We start from the raw sequence: 23,319 nt of genomic DNA on the forward strand, positions 1-23,319 counted from the left end.
CAAGAGATACTCTTTCACTGGCGCGGCGAACCGCGTCGAAGGATTTGGCGGCCGGTTCGACTTGCCCCGGCGCACTGCGGCGCACAATGATGTTCACCCCCTTGAGGGTCAAGGAGATTGAGGCTTGAACGCGGTCGAAACGACGCCGCCGCAGATCGTGGAGAACGGCCTGTTGAACGGACGGGTGCGGTTGCGCCAGCCCGCGCGCGGCTATCGCGCCGGAATGGACGCCGCCCTGCTGGCCGCCGCCGTTCACGCCGCGCCGGGCCAGACGGTGATCGAGGCCGGGTGCGGCGCGGGGGCGGTCCTGATGCAGATCGCGGCGCGGCGGCTGGGCGTCCGGCTGATCGGGATCGAACGCGATCCGGCCATGGCGGCCCTGGCGGTCGAGAACGCGGCGCTGAACGGGGTGGAGGCGACGACCACGATCCATCGGGGCGACGTGGCGGCGGGCTTTCGGGCGCTGAAGACGGCGCCGGGCGACTGGGCCGTGTCCAATCCGCCCTTCTTCGACGATGCGGGCGCGCTGCGCGTGCCGGCCGAGGGCAAGCGCGGGGCCTGGATGGCCGACGACGGGTTGAAGGCCTGGACCGATTTCCTGCTGAAGGCGGTGAAGGAAGGTGGGCGGATCGTGGTGATTCACCGCGCGGACCGGCTGGCGGACCTGCTGGCCCTGCTGGGCGACAAGGCGGGCTCGTTCGCCATCCGCCCCGTTCAGCCGTTCGCCGACGAGCCGGCCAAGCGGGTGCTGGTTCAGGCGATCAAGACCGGCCGGGCGCCGCTGCGCCTGTTGCCGCCCCTGGTGCTGCACGACCGCGAGGGAGGCAAGCACAGCCCCCAGGCCGAGGCGATCCTGCGCGGCGAGGCGGCCCTGGAATGGTGAGCCGGGTGGTCATTCGCCGCCAGACGCCCTAAATGCCGCCCTTCCCTTCCTTTCCACAGACAGAAAGACCGCCCGCCGTGCCCGCCGACCATTTGCCCGACGACCTCAAGGATGGCCTGATCGCCGTCGGGGAGGCCGCCCGCGAGTTGCAGGCGCCGTGGTGGATTTTCGGCGGGGCGGCCATGGCCCTTTACGGCCTGGACGAGATTCATGTGCCCGACATCGACGTGATGTGCGCCCCGCGCGACGCCCGCGCCTTGCTGGCGGCGCTGGACGGTCATGTGGTGGCCGATCCGGGCGAGGGCCTGTTCCGATCCGCCGTCTTCGGCCGCGCGCCGGACCAGCCGATCCTGGTCGAGGTGATGGCCGGGCTGGAGGTTCGCGACGGGGCGGACTGGACGCCGGCCGCCTTCGCCTCTCGCCGGCAGGTCTTCGTGGAGGATACGCCGCTGTTCGTGCCCGACGTGCGGGAGCATATCGCCCTTTACCGCCTGTTCGGCCGCCCCAAGGATCTGGCGCGCGTCGAGCAGCTTGAACGACTGATCGCCTGAATGCCCTTCCCCTTCCAGATTTCCGCCACCGAGGGCCGCGCCCGCACCGGCGTCCTGAAGACCGCGCGCGGCGACATCCGCACCCCCGCCTTCATGCCCGTCGGCACCGCCGCCACGGTCAAGGCCATGACGGTGGATCAGGTCAAGGCGACGGGCGCCGACATCCTGCTGGGCAACACCTATCACCTGATGCTGCGCCCCGGCCCCGAGCGGATGGAGCGTCTGGGCGGGCTTCACAAGTTCATGGGCTGGGACAAGCCGATCCTGACCGACTCGGGCGGTTTTCAGGTCATGTCCCTGGCCGGGATTTCCAAGGTGAAGGAAGAGGCCGTCACCTTCTCCAGCCATATCGACGGCTCCAAACACGTCCTGACGCCCGAACGCTCCATCGAGATTCAGGCCGACCGCATCGGCGCCGACATCTCCATGCAGTTGGACCAGTGCGTCGCGTTTCCGGCGGAGAAGGACGCGGCCAGGAAGGCGATGGAGCTGTCGATCCGATGGGGCGCGCGGTCCAAGGCGCGCTTCGGCGAGCGCGAACACCAGGCCCTGTTCGGCATCCAGCAGGGCTCGACCTTCGAAGACCTGCGTCGCCAATCGTCGGAACAGCTTCAGGAGATCGGCTTCGACGGCTACGCCATCGGCGGTCTGGCCGTGGGCGAAGGCCATCAGGCCATGTGCGAGGTGCTGGACTATGCGCCCGAGTTTCTGCCCAGGGACCGTCCCCGCTACCTGATGGGCGTGGGCAAGCCGGTCGATCTGGTCGAGGCGGTGTGGCGCGGCGTCGACATGTTCGACTGCGTCCTGCCGACCCGGGCCGGTCGTCACGGCCAGGCCTGGACCTGGGACGGTCCGCTGAACCTGAAGAACGCCCGTTTCGCCGAGGATCAGGACCCGCTGGACCCGGCCATCGCGGGGCCATCGTCCCAATACTCAAAGGCCTATCTGCACCACCTGATCCGCGCCGACGAAATCCTGGGCAAGGTGCTGCTCAGCTGGCACAACATCGCCTTCTATCAGGCCCTGACGGCGGCCATGCGGGCGGCGATTTCGGAAGGTCAGTTCGAGGCGTTCCGCCGCGATTTCCACGCGCGGCATACGTCGAACGGATAGGCTCACCCTGTTAAACCGTCATCCTCTTGACCCGAGGATGACGAAAAAAAACGAAACCTAACGGTGCGGCCTGAACCAGCTGGGGGCCGCCGGCGGGGCGCAGTTCCGCTGCATTCCCATGCCCTTCAGAAAGGCGCGCCGCATCCGGCCGGACTGTATGGTGGACTGAACGTGTTTCGAGTGCTGATCGGCCCCGCTGAGACGACGAATCCAGCTGCGGCCGGGAATGAAGTCCGAGGCGGTGTTGCGAATGGCGTCCAGCGCGGCCCTGGCCGCCGCATCGGCCGCCCGCTCGCTCAGATAGGAGCCGTTCTGGTGCGGTGGCTCGTCGGTATCCGGCCCCAGCGCCTCGTCCAGACGCGCGACCTCGGCGCCGATGGTGGAGCATTGGTTCAGATTACGCAGGTCGTAGGGATTGGCCTCGGCCTGAAGCAGGACCGTCGGGATCATCTGACGGCGCAGATTGAAATCCTCCAGCGGCGCGGTGGCCGCCGCAGCGAACCCCGCCCCCACCTGCTCGGCCCCGCCCATGGCCGACCGCCCGGCGTTGCAGCCCACCAGACCGACGGAGGCCACGCCGCCGACCGCCACTATCGCATACACAACGGTTCTCATCCGGCCTCTTAGATCATGTTTGGCTATCGACGCCAAAGATCGACCGACCGTCACAGCGGCCAGAACAGCAGGATCAGCGGCGGCGCGACCAGCAGCACCAGAAGGCTCAAGGGCGCGCCCAGCCGGGGATAGTCGCCGAACCGATAGCCGCCCGGCCCCATGACCAGGGTGTTGCACTGGTGCCCGATGGGCGTCAGGAAATCGCAGGCCGCGCCCACCGCCACCGCCATCAGGAACGGATCGGCGTTGAATCCCAGTTGCTTGGCCAATGTGGCGCCGATCGGCGCGACGATCAGAACCGTGGCGGCGTTGTTCAGGAACGGCGTCACCGCCATCGAGGCCAGCAGGACCCCCGCAACCGCCACCAGCCCCGGCAGTCCGTTGAACACGTGACGCAGCAGGCCCGCGATCAGGTCCGAGCCGCCCGTCTGCTGGATCGCGTCCGACACCGGGATCAGGGCGGCGATCAGCACCAGCAGGGGTCCGTCCAGCGCGGCATAGGCCTCTCGCATCTTCAGCCCGCCCAAGGCGACGATCACAACCGCCGCGCCGAAGAAGGCCACCGCCACCGGCACGAGGCCTAACCCCACCAGGATCATGGCGACAGCGAGAACGGCGGCGGGCAGGAACCGCTTCTTGGTGCTGCCCAACCGGACCTCGCGCTCGGCCAGGGGCAACAGATCCAGCGCCTGCAGGGCGGTGGGCAGGCTCTGTTCCGCGCCCTGCAACAGGACGATGTCACCGTGCGCCAGTTTCGCAGTTCGCAGATGCTGGGTCAGTTCGTAGCCGCTGCGCGACACGCCCAGCAGATTGATCCCGTGCTTGCCATAGAGGTCGGACTGCCGAACCGACTGGCCTTGCAGCGGCGAGTTGCGGCCGATCACCGCCTCGACCACCGTGATCTCCTCGGCGGCGTTCTCCATGGTGATGGGGCGGTCTTCGCGGATCAGCTTCAGCTTGGAGCGGGCGATGAACTCTTGCAGCGCCTGCTGCTCGCCCTCCACCAGAAGGACGTCGCCGGGGCGCACCACCGCATTGCCGCGCGGGCTGGGTCGGCGCTTGCCCGCCCGGATCAGCGCCATGATCCGCACGTCCCCCTCGCCGCACGCCGCCAGGGCCGACACGGTCATGGCGCCCTGAACCCAATCCTCGGGCGCGATGACCTCGGTGGCGTAGGCGTTGGCGGCCAGGGCGGCGTTCATCTGGGTCGCGCCGCGTCGATCCTTGGGCAGGATGCGATAGCCGATGGCCAGGAAGACCAGCGCCATCGCCGTAATCGCCAGCCCGACGGGGGCGAAGTCATACATGCCGAAGGGCTGGCCCACGATCTGCTGGCGCACCTCGGCGACGATGATATTGGGCGCGGTGCCGACCAGAGTGACCATGCCGCCGGCCATGGCCCCGAACGCCATCGGCATCAGCAGCCGCGACGGCGCCGATCCGGTCCGCCGCGCGACCTGAAGCGCGACCGGCATCATGATCGCGAGAGCCCCAACATTCTTGGTCGCCATCGACAGGACGGTGACGGCGGTGGTCAGCACCGGCACCTGACTGCGCTCGGTCTTCAGCAAGGGCAGCACCCGGCGCATGGCCAGTTCCACCACGCCCGACCGGGCGAAGGCGGCCGAGACGATCAGGGCGCAGGCGATGATGACGGTGACGTCGTTCTTGAACCCGTCGAAGGCCGCCTCGGCCGGAATGACCCCCACCGCCAGACCGGCGACCAGGGCGACCACCGCCACCAGATCGAACCGGAATCGCCCCCAGACGAAAGCCCCGATGGTCAGGGCGATCAGCCCGAACGCCAGTCCCTGTTGTAATGTCACGCGCCGCCAGCCCCTTGATCTCGCAGGCTGAACGCCGTCCACGGACAAACGATGCAAGCGGGGCGGTAAATCGGCCTCACGAGTACGAAATCGCGCGCAACGAAGCTTTTCCGCCCTTATTTTTCAACGTCATGGCGCCATTGCCGATATGGCGCATTCAGGGGGAATGACGCCGTCCATCGCCTTTGTCGGAGCCGGGCCGACCACCCTCTACACCCTGGCCGCGCTGTTGGCCGAGGGGGTGGCGGACGCGCACATCACCGTATTCGAGCGGCGACCGACGGCGGGTATGGGGATGCCCTATAGTCCAGGTTGGAACGATCCCGCGATGCTGGCCAACATCGCCAGCATCGAGATTCCGCCTGTTCAGGAGACGCTGCTGCACTGGTTGGAACGCCAATCGTCCCGTGAACTGGAGGCCATGGGCGTGGCCGCGCATCAGGTGAGCGAACGCGCCTTCCTGCCGCGTCTGGTGCTGGGCCGCTATTTCGCCGATCAGTTTCAGGGTCTGGTGCGCCAAGCGAAAGCCGCGGGCGTCAGCATCGAGATCAGGACAGGCTGCCGTGTCATCGACGCCTGCAATCAGGCCGACGGCATCCGTCTGACGGTCGCGCCGCACCTGGGGTTCGTGACCGACGAAGTCTTCGACCATGTCGTGCTGGCGACCGGCCACCAGTGGCTTTCGGACCCGGAGGTTCGGAAGGGCCATTTCCTGTCGCCCTGGCCGGCATCCAAGCTTTCGCCCCTTCCGCCCTCTCAGGTCGGGATTCTCGGATCGTCCCTGACCGCCATCGACGCGGCCGTGGCCCTGGCGGTCGCGCATGGGGATTTCGTCGAGCAGAAGAACGGCGACGTCGCCTATATCCCCCGACGCGGCGCCGAGGGGTTCGGCGTGACCATGATGTCGAGGAAGGGTCTGTTGCCGGAGGCGGACTTCTACTTCCCCCTGCCGCACGCACCGCTGACCGTCTGCACGGAGGCGGCGGTCACCGACCTGATCGCGCGGGAAAATGACGACCTGCTGGACCAATGCTTCGATCTGTTTCGCCAGGAGTTGACGCTGGCCGATCCCGACTACGCCAAGTCGGTCGATCTGGCCGATGCAACGGTCGAATCGTTCGGTGAAACCTATTTCGCGGTGCGGGCGGCGACCGATCCCTTCGTCTGGGCGCGACGAAATCTGGACGAAGCCCGCCGGAACCACGAAAGCCGCTTCACCATCCCCTGGCGCGACGCCATCCTGCGGATGCACGAAGTGGTCGGCGCCATCGTCTCCTATCTGGACGACCAGCAGTTCGAGCGGTTCGAACGATGGCTGAAGCCCGTATTCGTGGACAACTACGGCGCCGTGCCCCACGCCTCCATCGCCCGCCTTCTGGCGCTGCACGAGGCAGGTCGGCTCCAGGTTCTGGCCTTGGGCGAGGACTATCGCGTGGATGCCCAGCCAGACGAAGGCTGCGGCGGCGCCATCTATCACAAGGGCTTGCGACTGCATTTCCCGGTCTTCATCGAGGCGCTGGGCCAACGCCCACTGTCCGCAGGGGACTTCCCCTTCCCGTCCCTGATCGCGCAGGGAATCATCAGGGATCAGGCGGCGGCCGGCGAGCCGACAGCCGTGCGCGGCGTCGCCCTGGACGACGCCTTCCGTCCGATCACCGACCAACTGCCGCCAGACCGCCTGTTCTGCCCCAGCCTGCCGTTCCTCATGGGCCAGCGCCCCTTCGCCCAGGGTGTCACAAGTTCGCACCAGATGGGCCAGATTGTCGGCGCATCCCTCGCCCGAGCCATAGGCGCCGCACCCGCAGTCGTGACGCCGTTGGCGATAGCCCAGGCCGCCTAGACGCAAATCGCGCTCGACAAATGAGAGGTCACACGCCTGCCGGACAGCAAAAAGCCCGCCGAAGCGGGCTTTAAATGGTACGTCCTCTCGGGCTCGAACCGAGGACCCTCTGATTAAAAGTCAGATGCTCTAACCAACTGAGCTAAGGACGCACCGCGCGACATCCGGGCTGGCCCGAACCGTCGAAGGGCGCCTTCTGTTGCAATCCGGCCTTCCGGTCAAGACCGGGTCTGCTACTCATGTCGAATGCAACCGCTTCATGGCCTCCGCATCATCGAATTCGACGGCCTGGGGCCTGTTACCTTCGCCGGCATGATGCTGGCGGACATGGGCGCGGAGGTCTTTCGGCTGACCCGCAGCGAATCGGCGGCGCCGGCCGTGTTCGATCAGGTGGGCGGATCGGTGCTGCATCGCGGACGCGCGGCCGTGCCCGTGGACCTGAAGAATCCCGCCGACCAGACGCGCATCCTGGCGCTGATCGACGGGGTCGATGCGGTGATCGAGGGATTTCGACCCGGCGTGATGGAACGGCTGGGGTTCGGACCTGAGGCGCTGCAGGCGCGAAACCCCGCCCTGGTGTTCGGGCGTGTCACCGGCTGGGGCCAGACGGGACCGCTGGCCCAGGCGGTGGGGCACGACCTGAACTACATCGGTCTGTCGGGCGTGCTGCACGCCATGGGCGAGGCGGATCGGCCGCCGACGCCGCCGCTGAACCTGATCGGCGACTATGGCGGCGGGGCGATGATGCTGGTGACAGGCGTGCTGGCGGCGCTGATCGAGGCCAAGGCGACGGGCCGGGGCCGCGTGGTGGATGCGGCCATGACCGACGGCTCGGCCCTGCTGGGCGGCCTGTTCCAGGCGTTGCGGGAACAGGGAATGTGGAGCGACCGACGGGGAGCCAATCTGCTGGACGGCGGCGCACCCTTTTATCGTTGCTACGCCTGTCGGGATGGCGGTTTCGTCGCCGTGGCGGCGCTGGAGCCGCGATTCTACGCCGCCCTGCTGGACGGGCTTCGGATTTCGCCGGAGACGGCGCCGCAGTATGACATGGACGGCTGGCCGGCATTGCACGCGCGTTTCGCCGACCTGTTCGCCCAGCGCGACCGTGACGACTGGGCCCGCCTTTTCGACGGGACGGAGGCCTGCGTCACCCCGGTCCTGAGCCTGATGGAGGCGCCGGATCATCCGCACAATCGCGCCAGGGGCGTGTTCGACCAGAGGCTGCCCGGCCCCGCGCCGCGTTTCGACGGCGCACGGAATACGCCGCGTCATAGTTCGGCCGTGGGTCTGGACGAGGCTGTCGCTCTGTGGACGGCGCGATCTTCGGATCAGCCGGGATGACCGGCGCGGCTTTCGGCGCTATGGGAACGGCAGGGCGCGACAAGCGTTGCAAGGGCGAAGACCCGGGGAATTCAATGAAACCTTCCAACCTATTGCTGGCCGCCGCCGCCCTGGCTGCGCTCGCGCTGTCGGCCTGCGACGACCGTCCGTCCCGCTCGGACGAAGAGCGTGAACCCGTCCAGATCGAGCAGGTGCCGCCGCCGGTCGAACAGCCGCCGGCCCCGGCGCCGGAAGTGCGCGATCCTGCGCCGACGCCGCCGCCGACCGACAGACTGCCGCCCGAGGAGCGGTCGTCGGAGCAGTCGGTCCAGCCAGAAAGCGAAACCCTGTTCTATTGAAGAACAGCGGTTCGACACGCCGCGCTTTGACGAAAGATCCAGTTTGACGTTCAGGCCTTCCCTGCTGGTCGCGACGCTCGCGGCCGTTTCGGGCATCGCGCACGCCGCCGCCGCCGATCCACGCGCCCAAGTGCGGGGCGACATGGATGCGGACCTGCGTCGCGCGCTGGAACGCGCCGTGGGCGATGTCGACGGTGCGCCCGAGAGCCGGTTCGAGGCCCGAAGGCGGGCGGAGGGCGCCGTCGCCTCGGCCACCGCCCTGTTGCGGTCGGAAGGCTATTATCAGCCCACGGTCGAGGATGTGGTCGAGGGCGACGACAATCCCGTGGCCATCGTGATGGTCCAGCCCGGCCGGCGCTTCCTGCTGACCGATCCGACGGTGAGCTGGACCCAGCGGGCGCCGGAAGCCGAGGCCCAGACCAAGGGACGCGACGCCATCGGGCTGAAGGCCGGGGAACCGGGTCGTGCGGTCGATGTGATCGCGGGCGAAGGGCGTCTGGTCGCGGCCCTGGTGCGCGACGGCTACGCCGACGCCAAGGCCGATCCGCGCCGGGTCGTGGTGGACCACGCCGCCTATACGGTGGCGCCGGAATACCGCATCAACTCGGGCGACCTGGTGCGCCTGGACGGGGTTCGCGTGATCAGCCAGGGCCGGACCAATCCCAACTGGGTGGCCGGGCTGGCGCCGTGGAAGGAAGGCGACCGCTACGATCCCGACCAGGTGGCCGAGTTGGAACGGCGTCTGCTGGACACCGGCGTCTATGACGGCATCGGCGTGGCGCTGTCGCCGGCGGACCAGACCACGGCCGACGGCCTGAGACCCGTCATCGTCAGCCTGCAGGACCGGCCGCGTCGCGTGCTGGAGGCCGGCGCCACCTGGTCGACCGCCGAAGGCGCAGGCGCGGACGTGATCCAGACCCGCTACAATCGGTTCGGCCGCGCCGACACCCTGAAACTTCAGGCCCGTCTGGCCAACATCAACAGCCGTATCGGCGCCGACCTGTCCCTGCCCCACTGGCGTCGGCCCGGCCGGACGCTGAAGCTGGGCGCCGCCGTGGTGAACGAAGACACCGACGCCTATACGCGGACTGCCGCAGTTCTGTACGCCGACCTTCAGCAGAGGATCGGCAAGACCTCCTATTTCAACTACGGCATCGGGCTGGACGCGGGACGCTACAGCGAGACACGCTACGACTACACCACCCTGCCCCCGCAGCGGGTGACGTTCGACCGCGACCTGGCCATCATCACCGCCCGGACCAGCGCCTATATCGACCATTCCAACGATCCGTTGAATCCGACCAAGGGCTGGCGCGTCAATCTGTCGGTCCAGCCGACGGTGGTGACGGGCAACAGCAACGTCCTGTTCCTGCGCACCGAGACGCAGGGCACCGCCTATGTGCCGGTCGCGGGCGACAAGACCATTCTGGCCGGCCGGGTGCGGATCGGCTCCATCGTCGGCGGCAGCGAGTTGAGCACGCCGTCCGACCGCCTGTTCTATTCCGGCGGCGGCGGGTCGGTGCGCGGCTATTCCTATCAGGGCGTCAATCCGCAGTTGCCGGACGGCACGCCGCGCGGGGGTGTCTCGCTGTTCGAAACCTCGCTGGAGGCGCGCCAGTCGATCGGTCAGAGCTTCCAGGCCGTGGCCTTTGTGGATGCCGGCTCCATCGGCTTCCAGGAGACGCCGAACCTGACCAATATGCGCTACGGCGCGGGGGTCGGCGTGCGTTACATGCTGCCGTTCGGCCCGATCCGCGCCGATGTCGCCATGCCGCTGAACAAGCGTGAAGGCGATTCCAACTTCCAGATCTACATCAGCATCGGGCAGGCGTTTTGACCGACACACCGCCCGAGACCGGCCCTGAAATCCAGCCCGACGCAGGACTGGAAGACGCCGCGCCCGCCAGAACGTCCCCCGCCAGACGAAAGCGCGGACTGGCCAGGCGCATCGCCCTGATCGCGGGCGTCGTGGTCGCAGGGCTTCTGGTGCTGATCGCGGCGACCCTGGTGGCGGGGCGGTACTACATCGCCTCGGACGGCGGGCGGCAGCTGGTGCTGGAGCGGATTCAGGACCTGAAGATCAGCCGCTACGGCCGGCTGAAAGTCTATGGGCTGAAGGGCGATCTGCTCAGCGATTTCAGCATCGACCGCATCACCCTGGCCGACAGTAAGGGCGTCTGGCTGGAGGCGAACAACCTCAGCATGGACTGGTCCTATCTGGCGCTGCTGAGCCGCAGTTTCCACGCCAACGACATCAAGGCCGAGACGATCCGTGTGCTGCGCCGCCCGGAGGTGGAGCCGCCGACCAACGAACCGTCCGGCCCGCAGCCGATCTCGGTGCGGATCGACAAATTCTCGGCTGACATCGAACTGATGGAGGGCTTCTCCAAGGAGTATGGCCGCTGGTCGCTGTCGGGCGACGCCAGCCTGCCGCGCAACGGGGCCAAGAGCGCGACGGTGAACGCCGACAGCCTGAACCGGCCGGGCGACTTCCTGCGACTGGCCGCCAGCTTCGGCGGCAAGCTGGAAGAGACGCGGCTGAACCTGCGCGCCAACGAGGCCCAGGGCGGGCCGCTGGCCGGGGCGCTGGGCTATTCGCCCGACCAGCCCTTCTCGGCGGTCGCGGTGCTGAACGCCGATGTGGTGAATGCGCGCGTCCAGACGGGCCGGTTCGTGCCCCTGATCGTTCAGGGGCATTTCGGCGACAAGGGATCGCGTGTGTCCGGCTTCGCCGACTTCAGCGGCTCGGACCTCCTGGCGCCCTTCGTGACCAAGATCGGGCGCACGGCGCGGTTCGGCTTCGCCATGGTCCCCACGCCGGACAAGGCCAGCCAGGGGGTGGCCTGGAAGCTGATTTCCGACAATGTCCAGTCCGAGGCGCGCGGCCTGATCCGCAATTCCGACCGCAGTTCGCCGGACGGTATCAAGCTGGAGATCCAGACCGGCTCGCTCAGCCGACTGGTCGGGTCCGACGTGGCCGGGCCGGCGGCCTATTCCGGCCTGTTCAAGGGCGACGCCCAGAACTGGGCGCTGAACGGACAGGTCACGCTGTTGAACGCCAATGTCGCCAGCTATCGCGCCACCCGCATCGCGGGGCCGCTGAACGTCCTGGTCAAGGACGGCCGGATGGATCTGGACGGCGACATTCGCGCCAACGGCGGATCGGGTGAAGGCATCATCGGCGGCCTCTTGGGCGGAGCGCCGCGCGTTCAGTTGAAGGCGGCGCGCATGAAGGACGGCGCCATCCTGCTGGAGAAGGTCGACCTGCTGGGACAGGGCCTGACGCTGAAAGGCTCGGGCTCGCGCAATCTGCTGGGCGGCATGAGCTTCCGCGGCGAGGCGCAGTTGACGGACGCCGCACGGGTGTCGCCCGGCGCGCGCGGCGCCTTCGGCGGGCCGATCCGGGCGTCCTCGGCGCGAACAGGTGCGCCATGGGTGCTGAACTTCGACGGTCGGGGACGGAACCTGATCGTCGGCATGGCGGAGCTGGACCGTCTGCTGGGCAAGACCCCGCGCCTGCAGTTGGCAGGACGGTTGAACGGCGGCCGGATCGAGGTCGAGCGCGGCGAACTGACCGGCGCGGCCGGGCGCGCGGGCGCCAAGGGCCTGATCGAGACAGCGGGCCGGCTTCGGCTGGCGCTGGACTGGAACGCGCGCGGACCGTTCGCGGCCGGGCCGGTCGAGATCGGCGGCGACATGACCGGACGCGGCGCCCTGACCGGCACCCTGTCCCAGCCGCGGGTCGACCTGACCGCCGGTTTCCAGCAGGTCACGGCCGGCGCCCTGACGCTGAACAACGCCGACATGACGCTGAGCTTCCGCAAGGGCGCCGATGCGTCGGACGGGCGGATCGCTGTGGTCAGCGGCTCGAACTATGGTCCGGCGCGGGCCTCGGGCAACTTCTTCCTGGGCGGCAAGCGCATTCGGTTGAGCGATCTGGACGTGGACGCCGGCGGCGTGACGGCCAAGGGCGCCATCGCCCTGTCGAACAACATCCCCTCCAGCGCCGACCTGACCTTCACGGCGCGGACCGGCGCCTTCCTGGCGTCGGGCGAGGCCAATGGCCGAGTGCGGTTGACCGACGGCGGCGGATCGGACAGCGCCATACTGGACGTCAACGGCCGCAACGTGCGGCTGGCGGGCCAGAGCTGGACCATCCGCACCCTTGACCTGGACGGGCGCGGCACGCTGACCAACCTGCCCTTCACCCTGGCGCTGGACGTGGGCGGATCGACCCCGGCCCAGTTCAACGGCACGGGCGTCTATTCGCGTCAGAACACGACGCACGGCCTGACGCTGCGCGGCGGCGGCCGGGTGCGCGAGGTGGCCTTCACCACCCGCAGCCCCGCTGCAATCACGATCAACGGCGCGAACCGGACGGCGCATCTGGACCTGGGCGTCGGCGGCGGTGTGCTGCTGGCGGACCTGAGGCAGGATGCGCGCACCGTGGCGGTGCAGGCCGACCTGACGCAGGTGGACCTGGGCTCCATCTCGCCCGAACTGCGCGGCAGCGTGACCGGTCAGGTGGCGATGCGCGGCGCGGGAAGCGACCTGTCGGGCACGGCCAATGTGGCGCTTCAGAACGTGCGCAGCATCGACGCCCCGCGCGGCCTGGCCGTGAATGGTCGGGTGGACGCGACCCTGGCCGGCGACCGACTGAGCATCAAGGCGACGGCGGTGGACGAGGGCGCGGTTCAGGCCTCCGCCGACGTGGTCCTGCCGGTCGAGGCCTCGGCCGCGCCGCTGCGGCTGGCCATCGCCCGGACGCGCGAGATGTCGGGGCGCGTCTCCATCAACGGTCAGATCCAGCCGATCTGGGACCTGTTCCTGGGCGGCGAACGCAGCCTGGCGGGTCAGGTGGCGGGTCAGGCGACCCTCGCCGGCACGCTGAACGCCCCGCGCCTGAACGGCCGATTCGATCTGAGCCAGGGCAATTATCGCGAGAAGGCGGTCGGTCTGGTTCTCAGCGACCTGACCCTGCGGACCCGGTTCGACGATACGGCCGCCCAGATCGAGACCTTTACCGCCAACGACGGCAAGGGCGGAACCGTGTCCGGCCAAGGCCGGGTGGGTCTGCGGCAGGGCTCCGGCTCCAACGCCCAGCTGATGCTGAACCGCTTCCGCGTCATCGACAACGACATCGCCGAGGCGCGGGCGTCCGGGCCGATCACCATCGTTCGCGGCGCGGACGGCAATATCCAGCTGGGCGGCCAGATCGTGGTCGACGAGGCCAAGATCGAGCCGGAACTGCCCGGATCGACCGGCATCGTCTCGATGGACGTGGTCGAGATCAATCGTCCCGGCGGCGATCCGGTGGAAAGCGAGCAGAAGGCGCGCGGCCCGCAGATCGGCATGGACATCAGCCTGCGATCCTCGGGCGGCAAGGTGCGGGTCAACGGTCGCGGCCTGAACGTCATCCTGGACGTCAACGCCCGGGTGCGCGGCACCATCGCCGAGCCGCAGTTGAACGGCACGGCCAATGTGGTGCGCGGCGACTATGAGTTCGCAGGCAAGCGGTTCGTGTTCGACGACACCGGCCGCGTCACCCTGTCCACCGATCCCAAACAGATCCGCCTGAACCTGTCGGCGACGCGCGAGGATGCGGCCCTGACCGCCACCATCAACGTCACCGGCACGGCGGCCGAGCCCAAGATCGCCCTGACCTCCACCCCCTCCCTGCCCCAGGACGAAATCCTGTCGCAGGTGCTGTTCGGGCGTTCGGCGTCGCAGTTGTCGGCCTTCGAGGCGGCGCAGCTGGCGGCGGGGGTCGCGGCCCTGGCGGGCGGCGGCGGGTTCGACGTGATCGGCAACCTGCGCGAACTGGCGGGTCTGGACCGGCTGTCGTTCGGCGGCGACGCCTCGGCGGTCACGGTCGCCGGCGGTCGCTACATCACCGACGACGTCTATCTGGAAGTCATCGGCGGCGGTCAGAACGGCGCGGCGGTCAAGGTGGAATGGCAGCCCCGGCGCAATGTCGCCATCGCCTCGCAGTTCGGCGGCCAGGGCCAGACCAGCCTGTCGATCCGCTGGCGCCACGAAAGCCGCGAGGCCGGCGACCGTCGCCCCAATCGCGGCGGCCGCAATCGTTAGACGGGCGCCTCCCCATTGTTCCACTCATCCCGGCGAAAGCCGGGACCCCGTTCTTTCGCATCGATGGCGTCTCGGATGACCAGCGAATTTTGATCGCACACAGTTGTCGCCCAAAGGTCTGGGTCCCGGCTTTCGCCGGGATGAGCGGAAGGGGGAGCCCCCCGCTAAAGAACCTCCAGCACCCGCTCCAACGGACGGCCGACCACGGCGCCTTTGTCGGTTTCGACGATGGGGCGTTCGATCAGGATCGGCTGGGCCAGGGCGGCGGCCAGCAGCGTCTCGTCATCGGCGCCGGCGTCCAGCAGAGCCTTGGCCTCGACCTCCTTGCGGCGCATCAGCCCCGCCATGCCGACGCCGGTTCGCGAGGCCAGTCGTTCGAGCGTCGCCCGATCCCATCCGGTCTTCAGATAGTCGATCACCGTCGGCTCGATCCCCCGATCTCTCAGCAGGGCCAAGGCGTTGCGTGAGGTCGAGCATTTCGGATTGTGATAAAGGGTCACAGCCATCAGGGTTCTCTCCGCAAACGGTGCAGCATCATCGCCCCCTGCAACGACGCCACATAGATGACGGCGGCGATCGCCGCCGCCGGCCAGGTCGTCAGGGTGATCCATAGCGGCAACTCCGGCGTCGGCATCGTGCCCAGCAGCCGCATCCCCATATTGGCCACCAGGCCATAGGCCGTCAGGGCCAGCATGACGATGGGAATGGCCCGCGTCATCATCCGCCACTGAACCGCTGCCAGAACGCCATAGAGCATGATGCTGAAGACCGCGCCGGACACGATGGCGAAAGGCCAGATGGCCTTCATCATCTCGTGCTGCATAGCGACCTGATCGGCGCTCAGCCCCATCCGGGCGTATTCGCCGCTCATTGCCGTCTCGAACCAGCCGGAAGTGAACATCCACCAGGTCGGGATCAAACCGACGACCAGGGCGATGGCCAGGCCGAACACCATGGACCGCGCCGCACGCTGCGCCTCGGCCATGCCGCGCGGCAGCGCCAAGGGATTCATGGCCCGCAGCCACAGGGCGATGATCGCACGATTCATGACAGGGCCTCTTGTTCGGTCGGAAACTAGCGATGATCGGCGCTGACTTACAGACCCGTCCTTCACCTTTGCCGCCGCTCCGTCTAGGGTCCGGCCGATGCGGATTCTGACCTCTGACCAGGCCGTCCTCGACCACGTCGCCGCGCGACGCGAGGCCGTCATCGGACGCACCATCGACTGGGCGAACATCAACTCCGGCAGCCGCAACGCCGCCGGTCTGAACGCCATGCTGGATGTGCTGGAGGCTGAAGCTCGCCGCCTACCCGCCGTGGTCGAGCGGTTGCCGACGCAGGGCTCGACCACCGTCGCCGACGACGGTTCGGTGCGGACCGAGGCCCATGCCGACGCCCTGAAGATCACCGCCCGCCCCGACGCGCCGATCCAGATCGTGCTGACCGGCCATTACGACACCGTCTTCCCCGCCGACAGCCGGTTCCAGACCGTGACGACCCGCGCGGACGACGCCCTGAACGGCCCCGGCGTGGCGGACATGAAGGGTGGGATCAGCGTGATGCTGGCGGCGCTGGAGGCATTCGAGACCCACCCCGACCGCCACGGCGTCGGCTGGACCGTGCTGCTCAGCCCCGACGAGGAAATCGGCTCGCCCGCCTCGGCGCCCCTGCTGGCGGAACTGGGCGCGCGGGGCCACATCGGCCTGACCTATGAACCGGCTCTGGCCGACGGCACGCTGGCCGGGGCAAGGAAGGGCAGCGGCAACTATCATCTGATCGTCACCGGCCGCGCCGCCCATGCGGGTCGCGCCTTTGACGAGGGGCGCAATGCGGTGGCGGGGGCCGCCCTCATCGCCGCCGCCCTGCATGGGCTGAACGGCCGGCGCGAAGGCGTCACCGTCAATGTCGCCAAAATCGCAGGCGGCGGCGCCCTGAACGTCGTCGCCGACAACGCCGTGGTCCGCTTCAACGTGCGTGTGCCGGACAAGGCCGCCGCCGACTGGATCGACGCCCAGGTCCGCAGCCTCGCCGCCACACCGCCATTCGAGGGACTGACGCTTGATCTGCACGGCGGCTTCACCCGCGCGCCCAAGCCGATGGACGCGGCCCAGACCGCCCTGTTCGAGGCGGTGAAGGAAGCGGGCGCCCTGCTGGGCCAGCCCATCGCCTGGAAGCCGTCGGGCGGGGTGTGCGAGGGCAATAATCTGCACGCCGCCGGCCTGCCCAACATCGACACCCTAGGCGTCCGAGGCGGCGACATCCATTCGGATCAGGAGTTCGCCTGGCCCGACAGCTTCGTTGAACGCGCCCAGCTCAGCGCCCTGATCCTGTGCAAGGTCGCCTCGGGCGAAATCGACGCGGCCAAACTGAAATCCCTGCGGATGGAAACCCTGTAGAATGCTTGTCGTCCGCCCCGCCGGTCCCGCCGACCTCGATCACCTGCTGGAGCTGGCCATCCTGTCCGGTCCCGGCTTCACCAGCCTGCCCGAAGACCCCGACATCCTGTCCGACCGGCTGGAGCTGAGCCAGGCCAGCTTCCGGGGCGAGGTCACGCCGCAGGAGGCCTGGTACACCTTGATGCTGGAGGACGGCGACACCGGCGACATCGACGGCATCGGCTCGGTCAAGGCGACGGTGGGCCTGAAACGCCCCTTCTTCTCGTTCCGCGTGGTGAACAACACCGCCTCCTCGCCCTCCATCGGGGTCAAGCTGGATCACCAGACCCTGGTGCTGGTCAACGAATGCACCGGCTGGACCGAGGTCGGTTCGCTGTTCCTGAAGGCCGACCGGCGCAAGGGCGGCGCGGGCCGTCTGCTCAGCCAGTCGCGATACATGCTGATCGGCGCCCAACCCGACCTGTTCGCCGAGAATGTGCTGGCCGAACTGCGCGGCGTCTTCACCCCCGACGGCGCCTGCCCCTTCTGGGATCATGTGGCGCACAAATTCTTCCCGATGGAGTTCGACGACGCCGACCGGATGACCGGATCGACCGATAAACAGTTCATCCTCGATCTGGCGCCGCGCCATCCGATCTATGTCGAACTGCTGCCCGAACCCGCCCGCGCCGTGATCGGCAAGGTCCATCCGCAGGGCGTGCCCGCCATGGCCCTGCTGGAGAGCGAGGGCTTCCGCACCAATGGGCTGGTGGACATCTTCGACGCCGGCCCGACCGTCTCGTGCGGGCGCGACAACATCCGCACGGTGCGCGATGCGCGCCTGCTGACTGTGGAGATCGCGGATCAGGTCGAGGCCGAACTGCCGGCCCTGATCTCAACCGACAGCGTCGCGAACTTCCGCGCCGTCCGCGCCAAGGCGGACATCCAAGGCGAGACCGTTCGCCTGACCGCCGAAACCGCCGCCGCGCTGAAGGTTCGCGCGGGGGATGCTGTGCGGGTGAAATCGTGACCCTCCCCTCTCCGCTCATCCCGGCGAAAGCCGGGACCCAGCGCTTTGGGCGGAGAATGTGTGAGATCGATATTCGGTGGTCGTCCGACACACCGACGATGCGAAAGAACTGGGTCCCGGCTTTCGCCGGGATGAGCGGATTGGAGTAGAGCCATGACCGTTTTCAAATCCACCGATCCCGCCACCGAGGCCGTGAACTGGGAAGGCGAAGCCGCCAGCCCGGACCAGGTTCAGGCCGCCGTGGAGGCCGCCCGCGCCGCCTTCCCCGACTGGGCCGACCGCCCGCGTCAGGACCGGATCGACGCCGTCAAACGCTATCAGTCCGTGCTGAAGGACCGCGCGCCCCAGATCGCCGAGGCCATCAGCCGCGAGACGGGCAAGCCCCTGTGGGAGACCAGGACCGAAGCCGCCGCCATGATCGGCAAGGTCGATATCTCGATCCGCGCCTATGACGAGCGCACGGGCGAGCGCAGCAACGACACGGCTTTCGGCCGCGCCACCCTGCGCCACCGCCCGCACGGCGTGGCGGCGGTGCTTGGCCCGTTCAACTTCCCCGGCCATCTGCCCAACGGCCATATCGTCCCGGCCCTGCTGGCGGGCGACACCGTCGTCTTCAAACCCTCGGAAGAGACGCCGCTGGTCGGTCAGGTGATGGCCGAAGCCTTCGCCGCCGCCGACCTGCCGACCGGCGTGGTCAATGTGGTCCAGGGCGGGCGCGAGACGGGCGCAGCCCTGCTGGACGCAGGCATCGACGCCCTGATGTTCACCGGATCGGGCGCGGCTGGCGCGCATTTCCGCAGGAAGTTCGCCGACGATCCGCACGTCATCCTGGCGCTGGAGCTGGGCGGCAACAATCCGCTGGTCGTCTGGGACGCCGCCGACGCCGAGGCGGTGGCGGGCATCGTGGTGCAGTCCGCCTTCGTCACCACCGGCCAGCGCTGCTCCTGCGCGCGTCGCCTGATCGTGCCGGAAGGGCCGCAGGGCGACGCCATCGTGGAGGCCGTCGCCGCCCTGTCCGACCGCCTGATCTTCGGCCCGTGGAACAGCGATCCCGAACCCTATGCCGGGCCGCTGATCTCGGCCTACGCCGCCCAGACCGCGCTTCAGGCCCTTCAGCAGCGCATCGACTTGGGGGCCAAGGTCATCAGCGCCTCCGGCCCGGTGGGCAATCTGCCCGGCGCCTTCGTTCGTCCGGCCATCATCGACGTGACCGGCCTGGACGTGCTGGACGAAGAGATGTTCGCCCCCTTCCTTCAGGTGATCCGCGTCCCGACGTTCGAGGCCGCCATCGCCGCCGCCAACGCCACGCGGTACGGTCTGTCCGCCGGTCTGGTCAGCGACAAGCCTAAGAATTGGGACCGCTTCATCCGCCGCATCCGCGCGGGCGTGGTCAACTTCAACCGCCCGACCACAGGCGCCGCCGGCGACATGCCCTTCGGCGGCCTGGGCGCCAGCGGCAACCACCGCCCCAGCGCCTATTACGCCGCAGACTACTGCGCCTATCCGGTCGCCAGTTTCGAGGCGGACGCGGTCGCCAATATCGAAGGCGAGATCAAGGGGTTGCGATGATCACGGCGGTCGAGGCCAACGCCGACGGTCTGATCGGGCCGACCCACTCCTACGCGGGCCTGTCGCCCGGCAATCTGGCGTCCAGCCTGAACAAGGGCGAGGCGTCCAACCCGCGCGCGGCAGTGCTGCAGGGTCTGGACAAGATGAAGGCGCTGGCGGACCTGGGCCTGCCCCAGTTCGTCCTGCCGCCGCATGAGCGGCCGAACATCCCGTTTCTGCGGTCGCTGGGGTTCGCCGGTTCGGACGCCCAGGTGCTGGAGAAGGCGTGGCGGACCGCGCCGTCCTTCGCCGCCGCCGCCTGTTCGGCCTCGCCCATGTGGGCCGCCAACGCCGCGACCGTGACGCCCAGCGCCGACGCCGCGGACGGCCGGGTGCATTTCACCCCCGCCAATCTGCACACCAATCTGCACCGCAGTCTGGAGCACCAACAGACGAAGCGGGCGCTGGACGCCCTGTTCCCCGACCCCGTCCGGTTCGCCGTTCACGACGCCCTGCCCGCCGTCGCGCATTTAGCCGACGAGGGCGCGGCCAATCACGTCCGGCTTTGCGCCGCGCATGGCGGTCGCGGGGTCAATCTGCTGGTCTGGGGCCGCGAAGCGTTCGAGCCGTGGGACGGCCCCTTCCCCGCTCGCCAGACGCGCGAGGCCTCAGAGGCCATCGTCCGCCGTCATGAGGCGGGCCGCCCGGTCCTGGCCCAGCAGTCGCGCGCGGCCATCGCGGGCGGAACCTTCCACAACGACGTGGTCTGCGTCGGGGCGCTGGACACCCTGTTCTTCCACGAGCTGGCGTTCGAGGACACGGATTCGACCAAGGCCGCCATCCGCCGCGCCGCCGACGGCCTGTTCGAACCGCAGTTCGTCGAGGTTTCGAACGCCGACCTGCCGCTGGCCGATGCGATCGGCAGCTATCTGTTCAACTCCATGCTGATCCAGGTTCCGGGCGAGGACCGCCTGACCCTGATCTGTCCCACCGAGACGCGCGACAATCCGCGCAGCCATGCGGTGGTCGAACGCATCGCCGCCTCCAACGGCCCCATCGGCACGGTGCGCTATGTCGATGTGCGCCAGTCAATGCGGAACGGCGGCGGCCCCGCCTGCCTGCGCCTGCGGGTCGTGCTGACCGAGGCGGAACTGGCGGCGACCAATCCGGCCATGCGCCTGACCGACGCCCTGCACGCGCGCCTGTCGGACTGGGCGAATCGCTGGTATCGCGAAGAACTGCGTCCGGCCGATCTGGCAGACCCCAAGCTGCTGGACGAAAGCCGGGGCGCGCTGGACGAACTGACGGCGATCCTGAAACTCGGCGCCGACTTCTATCCCTTCCAGAGAGGTTGACGCGCCGATGACCGCCGATGCGACCCCGAACGCGACCATGACCCCCGCCCGCCGCCTTCGGAACATCGTCGGCGGTTCGGCCGGCAATCTGGTGGAGTGGTTCGACTGGTACGCCTATGCGGCCTTCACCCTGTATTTCGCGCCCGTCTTCTTCCCGAGCGAAGACCCGACCGCCCAACTGCTGAGCGCCGCCGCCGTGTTCGCGGTGGGCTTCCTGATGCGGCCCATCGGCGCCTGGATCATGGGCATCTACGCCGACCGCAGGGGGAGGAAGGCCGGGCTGACCCTTTCGGTGACGCTGATGTGCGCCGGTTCGCTGATCATCGGCCTGACGCCCGGCTATGCGACCATCGGCCTTGCGGCGCCCGCCCTGCTGTTGTTCGCCCGCCTGCTTCAGGGTCTCAGCGTCGGCGGCGAATACGGGTCGAGCGCCACCTATCTGTCGGAAATGGCCGAGCCGCACCGGCGCGGCTTCTGGTCCAGCTTCCAGTACGTCACCCTGATCTCTGGCCAGCTGATCGCGCTCCTGCTGCTGATCGTATTGCAGAACACGCTCAGCGAGACGGCGCTGGCGAGCTGGGGCTGGCGCATTCCCTTCTTCGTCGGGGCCGCGCTGGCGGTCGTCGTCTTCTGGCTGCGTCGGCGGCTGGACGAGACGCACAGGGCCGAGGACGTCAGGGACAAGCCCAGGTCCAGCGCCGTCCAGCTGTTCGTCAAACACCCCAAGGAGGCCTTCATGGTGTTGGGCCTGACGGCGGGCGGCACCTTGGCCTTCTATACCTACACGACCTATCTCCAGAAGTTCCTGGTCAACACGACCGGCTTTCCCAAGAACACGGCGACCGAGATCAGCGCGGCGGCCCTGTTCATTTTCATGCTGCTGCAACCGGCCGTCGGGGCGCTGTCCGACCGGATCGGTCGGCGGCCGGTCATGGTCGCCTTCGGCGTGCTGGGCGTGATCTTCACCGTGCCGATCATGACGATGCTGTCGCGGGTCGAGAGCCCGCTGGCGGCCTTCGGGCTGGCCCTGGCCGGGCTGGTGATCGTGTCGGGCTATACGGCGATCAATGCGGTGGTGAAGGCCGAACTATTCCCCGCCCATATCCGCGCCCTGGGCGTCGCCCTGCCCTACGCCATCGCCAATGCGGTGTTCGGCGGCACGGCCGAATATGTCGCCCTATGGTTCAAGGGCGTCGGGATGGAAAGCGTCTTCTTCTGGTATGTGACCGGCATGATCGGGGTGTCGCTGATCACCTTCATCCGCATGCGCGACACGCAGCATAACAGCCTGATCACACATACTTAGCCACCTTGTCCGTCATCCCAGGGCTTGTCCCTGGGATCCATACGTCCAGTATATACCGCTAGCACCGGGTATATGGATCCTCGCCACAAGGGCGAGGATGACGAGGTTGGAATGGCCTCAGGCCGCGAACCGCCCTCCCTTGTCGGCATAGACCTGGGTGCCGCGCGTGAAGACCTGGTCGGTCGGCAGGACGGTTTCGATGGCAAGAGCGTCCTGCCCCTTCAAGGCGGCATAGACCGGGCCGAAATCCTTCAACGTCTCGTTCTTCAGGGCTTCCAGGCTGTCGATGACGAAGTAGACCTGCTGGAAGTCGTCGATGCGATAGAGGGTCCGCATCACCCGTTGCAGGTCGAAGCCCAGACGGTTCGGCGACGCATCGTCCAGCGCGAACACGCTCTCTGTGGCCGAGGACACGATGCCGGCGCCATAGATGCGAAGACCGTCCGCCTCCTGCATCAGGCCGAACTCGACCGTGTACCAGTACAGCCGCGCCAGGTTCGGCAGCATCCCCAGCGACGCCGCCCGCTGTCCGCCCTTGCCATAGGCCTCCATATAGGCGGCGAAGGCCGGGTCGGTCAGCATCGGCACATGGCCGAAGACGTCGTGGAAGATGTCCGGCTCCTGCAGATAGTCCAGTTGATCCGGCTTACGGATGAACTGGCCCGAGACGAAGCGGCGGTTGGCCAGATGGTCGAAAAAGACCTCGTCCGGCACCAGCCCCGGCACGCACACCACGGTCCAGCCGGTCAGGGCCTGAAGCTTGGGATTGATGACGTCGAAATCGGGGATGCCGCCCGCATTCAGGTCCAGCGCCTTCAGCCCGTTCAGAAAGGCCTCGCAGGCCCGACCCGGCAGGATCTTCATCTGGCGGGCGTAAAGCGTGTCCCAGGTCTGGTGCTCGACCTCGGTATAGGCGGCCCAGTTCTGGGGGATGGTCCAGTCGGCGGCCGCGCCCTCGGGCGGCTGTTCGAAGACGTGTTCGAAGTCGGACATGGTACGCTCCTGATCTTTTGCCCAGTCTATCGAGGACTTGCGCCGTCTTCCACCGTCCGCGCGTTCGCCTGTCCGATCGACGGGATTTGGAAATGCCGCGCGGGGCGGACAAGGC

Annotated in this window: 18 protein-coding genes and 1 tRNA gene; 13 read left to right on the forward strand and 6 right to left on the reverse strand. The window is 68.1% G+C overall.

Annotated elements, in window-relative coordinates; translation table 11 throughout:
• The first annotated feature begins 124 nt into the window (after nt 1-124).
• From SH203_RS03675 to tgt, 3 genes are all read left to right on the forward strand, one after another.
• Nucleotides 125-883 carry a tRNA1(Val) (adenine(37)-N6)-methyltransferase gene (locus SH203_RS03675; RefSeq protein WP_087119470.1) on the forward strand — a complete coding sequence of 253 codons (759 nt, stop codon included), beginning with the start codon at nt 125-127 and terminating at the stop codon, nt 881-883.
• A 77-nt stretch (nt 884-960) separates the two neighbouring features.
• Complete coding sequence (locus SH203_RS03680) at nt 961-1,434, forward strand: nucleotidyltransferase domain-containing protein (protein ID WP_087119471.1); 474 nt, start codon at nt 961-963, stop codon at nt 1,432-1,434.
• Nucleotides 1,435-2,547 (forward strand): tRNA guanosine(34) transglycosylase Tgt, encoded by a 1,113-nt coding sequence (gene tgt, locus SH203_RS03685; protein ID WP_087119472.1) that lies wholly within the window; start codon nt 1,435-1,437, stop codon nt 2,545-2,547.
• A 57-nt stretch (nt 2,548-2,604) separates the two neighbouring features.
• On the opposite strand, the gene SH203_RS03690 is transcribed toward tgt, so the two are convergent.
• A complete protein-coding gene (locus tag SH203_RS03690; protein WP_087119473.1) occupies nt 2,605-3,162 on the reverse strand; it encodes a hypothetical protein in 558 nt (185 codons plus the stop codon).
• A 50-nt stretch (nt 3,163-3,212) separates the two neighbouring features.
• On the reverse strand, nt 3,213-4,988 hold the full coding sequence (locus SH203_RS03695; RefSeq protein WP_087119474.1) for an SLC13 family permease: 1,776 nt from the start codon (nt 4,986-4,988) through the stop codon (nt 3,213-3,215).
• Between the two features lie 166 nt (nt 4,989-5,154).
• Here SH203_RS03695 and SH203_RS03700 point away from each other — a divergent pair, with 166 nt between their 5' ends.
• Entirely contained in the window at nt 5,155-6,828 is a 1,674-nt protein-coding gene (locus tag SH203_RS03700) for an FAD/NAD(P)-binding protein (RefSeq protein ID WP_087119475.1), read from the forward strand.
• Nucleotides 6,829-6,903: 75 nt separating this feature from the next.
• Here SH203_RS03700 and SH203_RS03705 read toward each other — a convergent pair.
• Nucleotides 6,904-6,980 (reverse strand) — tRNA-Lys (locus SH203_RS03705).
• Between the two features lie 94 nt (nt 6,981-7,074).
• Here SH203_RS03705 and SH203_RS03710 point away from each other — a divergent pair.
• From SH203_RS03710 to SH203_RS03725, 4 genes are all read left to right on the forward strand, one after another.
• Nucleotides 7,075-8,169 carry a CaiB/BaiF CoA-transferase family protein gene (locus SH203_RS03710; protein ID WP_087119476.1) on the forward strand — a complete coding sequence of 365 codons (1,095 nt, stop codon included), beginning with the start codon at nt 7,075-7,077 and terminating at the stop codon, nt 8,167-8,169.
• Between the two features lie 74 nt (nt 8,170-8,243).
• The gene (locus tag SH203_RS03715; RefSeq protein ID WP_087119477.1) at nt 8,244-8,507 is read left to right on the forward strand and encodes a hypothetical protein; all 264 of its coding nucleotides are present in this window, start codon (nt 8,244-8,246) and stop codon (nt 8,505-8,507) included.
• Nucleotides 8,508-8,550: 43 nt separating this feature from the next.
• Nucleotides 8,551-10,344: an autotransporter assembly complex family protein gene (locus SH203_RS03720; RefSeq protein WP_087119478.1), complete on the forward strand. Its 1,794-nt coding sequence runs from the start codon at nt 8,551-8,553 to the stop codon at nt 10,342-10,344.
• On the forward strand, nt 10,341-14,597 hold the full coding sequence (locus SH203_RS03725; RefSeq protein ID WP_234989364.1) for a translocation/assembly module TamB domain-containing protein: 4,257 nt from the start codon (nt 10,341-10,343) through the stop codon (nt 14,595-14,597). The genes SH203_RS03720 and SH203_RS03725 overlap by 4 nt, the downstream gene beginning before the upstream one ends.
• Nucleotides 14,598-14,761: 164 nt before the next feature.
• Here SH203_RS03725 and arsC read toward each other — a convergent pair whose 3' ends face one another.
• Nucleotides 14,762-15,103, reverse strand: a complete 342-nt coding sequence (gene arsC, locus SH203_RS03730; protein WP_087119479.1) for an arsenate reductase (glutaredoxin) — start codon at nt 15,101-15,103, stop codon at nt 14,762-14,764.
• Entirely contained in the window at nt 15,103-15,645 is a 543-nt protein-coding gene (locus SH203_RS03735; RefSeq protein WP_087119480.1) for a hypothetical protein, read from the reverse strand. The genes arsC and SH203_RS03735 overlap by 1 nt, the downstream gene beginning before the upstream one ends.
• 97 nt (nt 15,646-15,742) lie before the next feature.
• Here SH203_RS03735 and SH203_RS03740 point away from each other — a divergent pair, with 97 nt between their 5' ends.
• From SH203_RS03740 to SH203_RS03760, 5 genes are all read left to right on the forward strand, one after another.
• Nucleotides 15,743-16,993 carry a hydrolase gene (locus tag SH203_RS03740; RefSeq protein WP_087119481.1) on the forward strand — a complete coding sequence of 417 codons (1,251 nt, stop codon included), beginning with the start codon at nt 15,743-15,745 and terminating at the stop codon, nt 16,991-16,993.
• Nucleotide 16,994: 1 nt separating this feature from the next.
• Complete coding sequence (locus tag SH203_RS03745) at nt 16,995-18,002, forward strand: arginine N-succinyltransferase (protein WP_087119482.1); 1,008 nt, start codon at nt 16,995-16,997, stop codon at nt 18,000-18,002.
• A 153-nt stretch (nt 18,003-18,155) separates the two neighbouring features.
• On the forward strand, nt 18,156-19,571 hold the full coding sequence (gene astD / locus SH203_RS03750; RefSeq protein ID WP_087119483.1) for a succinylglutamate-semialdehyde dehydrogenase: 1,416 nt from the start codon (nt 18,156-18,158) through the stop codon (nt 19,569-19,571).
• Complete coding sequence (gene astB / locus SH203_RS03755; protein WP_087119484.1) at nt 19,568-20,905, forward strand: N-succinylarginine dihydrolase; 1,338 nt, start codon at nt 19,568-19,570, stop codon at nt 20,903-20,905. The genes astD and astB overlap by 4 nt, the downstream gene beginning before the upstream one ends.
• Before the next feature lie 7 nt (nt 20,906-20,912).
• A complete protein-coding gene (locus tag SH203_RS03760) occupies nt 20,913-22,211 on the forward strand; it encodes an MFS transporter (RefSeq protein WP_087119485.1) in 1,299 nt (432 codons plus the stop codon).
• A gap of 117 nt (nt 22,212-22,328) precedes the next feature.
• Here SH203_RS03760 and phhA read toward each other — a convergent pair whose 3' ends face one another.
• A complete protein-coding gene (gene phhA / locus SH203_RS03765; RefSeq protein WP_087119486.1) occupies nt 22,329-23,204 on the reverse strand; it encodes a phenylalanine 4-monooxygenase in 876 nt (291 codons plus the stop codon).
• Nucleotides 23,205-23,319: the final 115 nt, after the last annotated feature.

Origin of the sequence: Brevundimonas sp. SH203, from assembly GCF_002157625.1 — a bacterium.
Lineage (GTDB): Bacteria > Pseudomonadota > Alphaproteobacteria > Caulobacterales > Caulobacteraceae > Brevundimonas.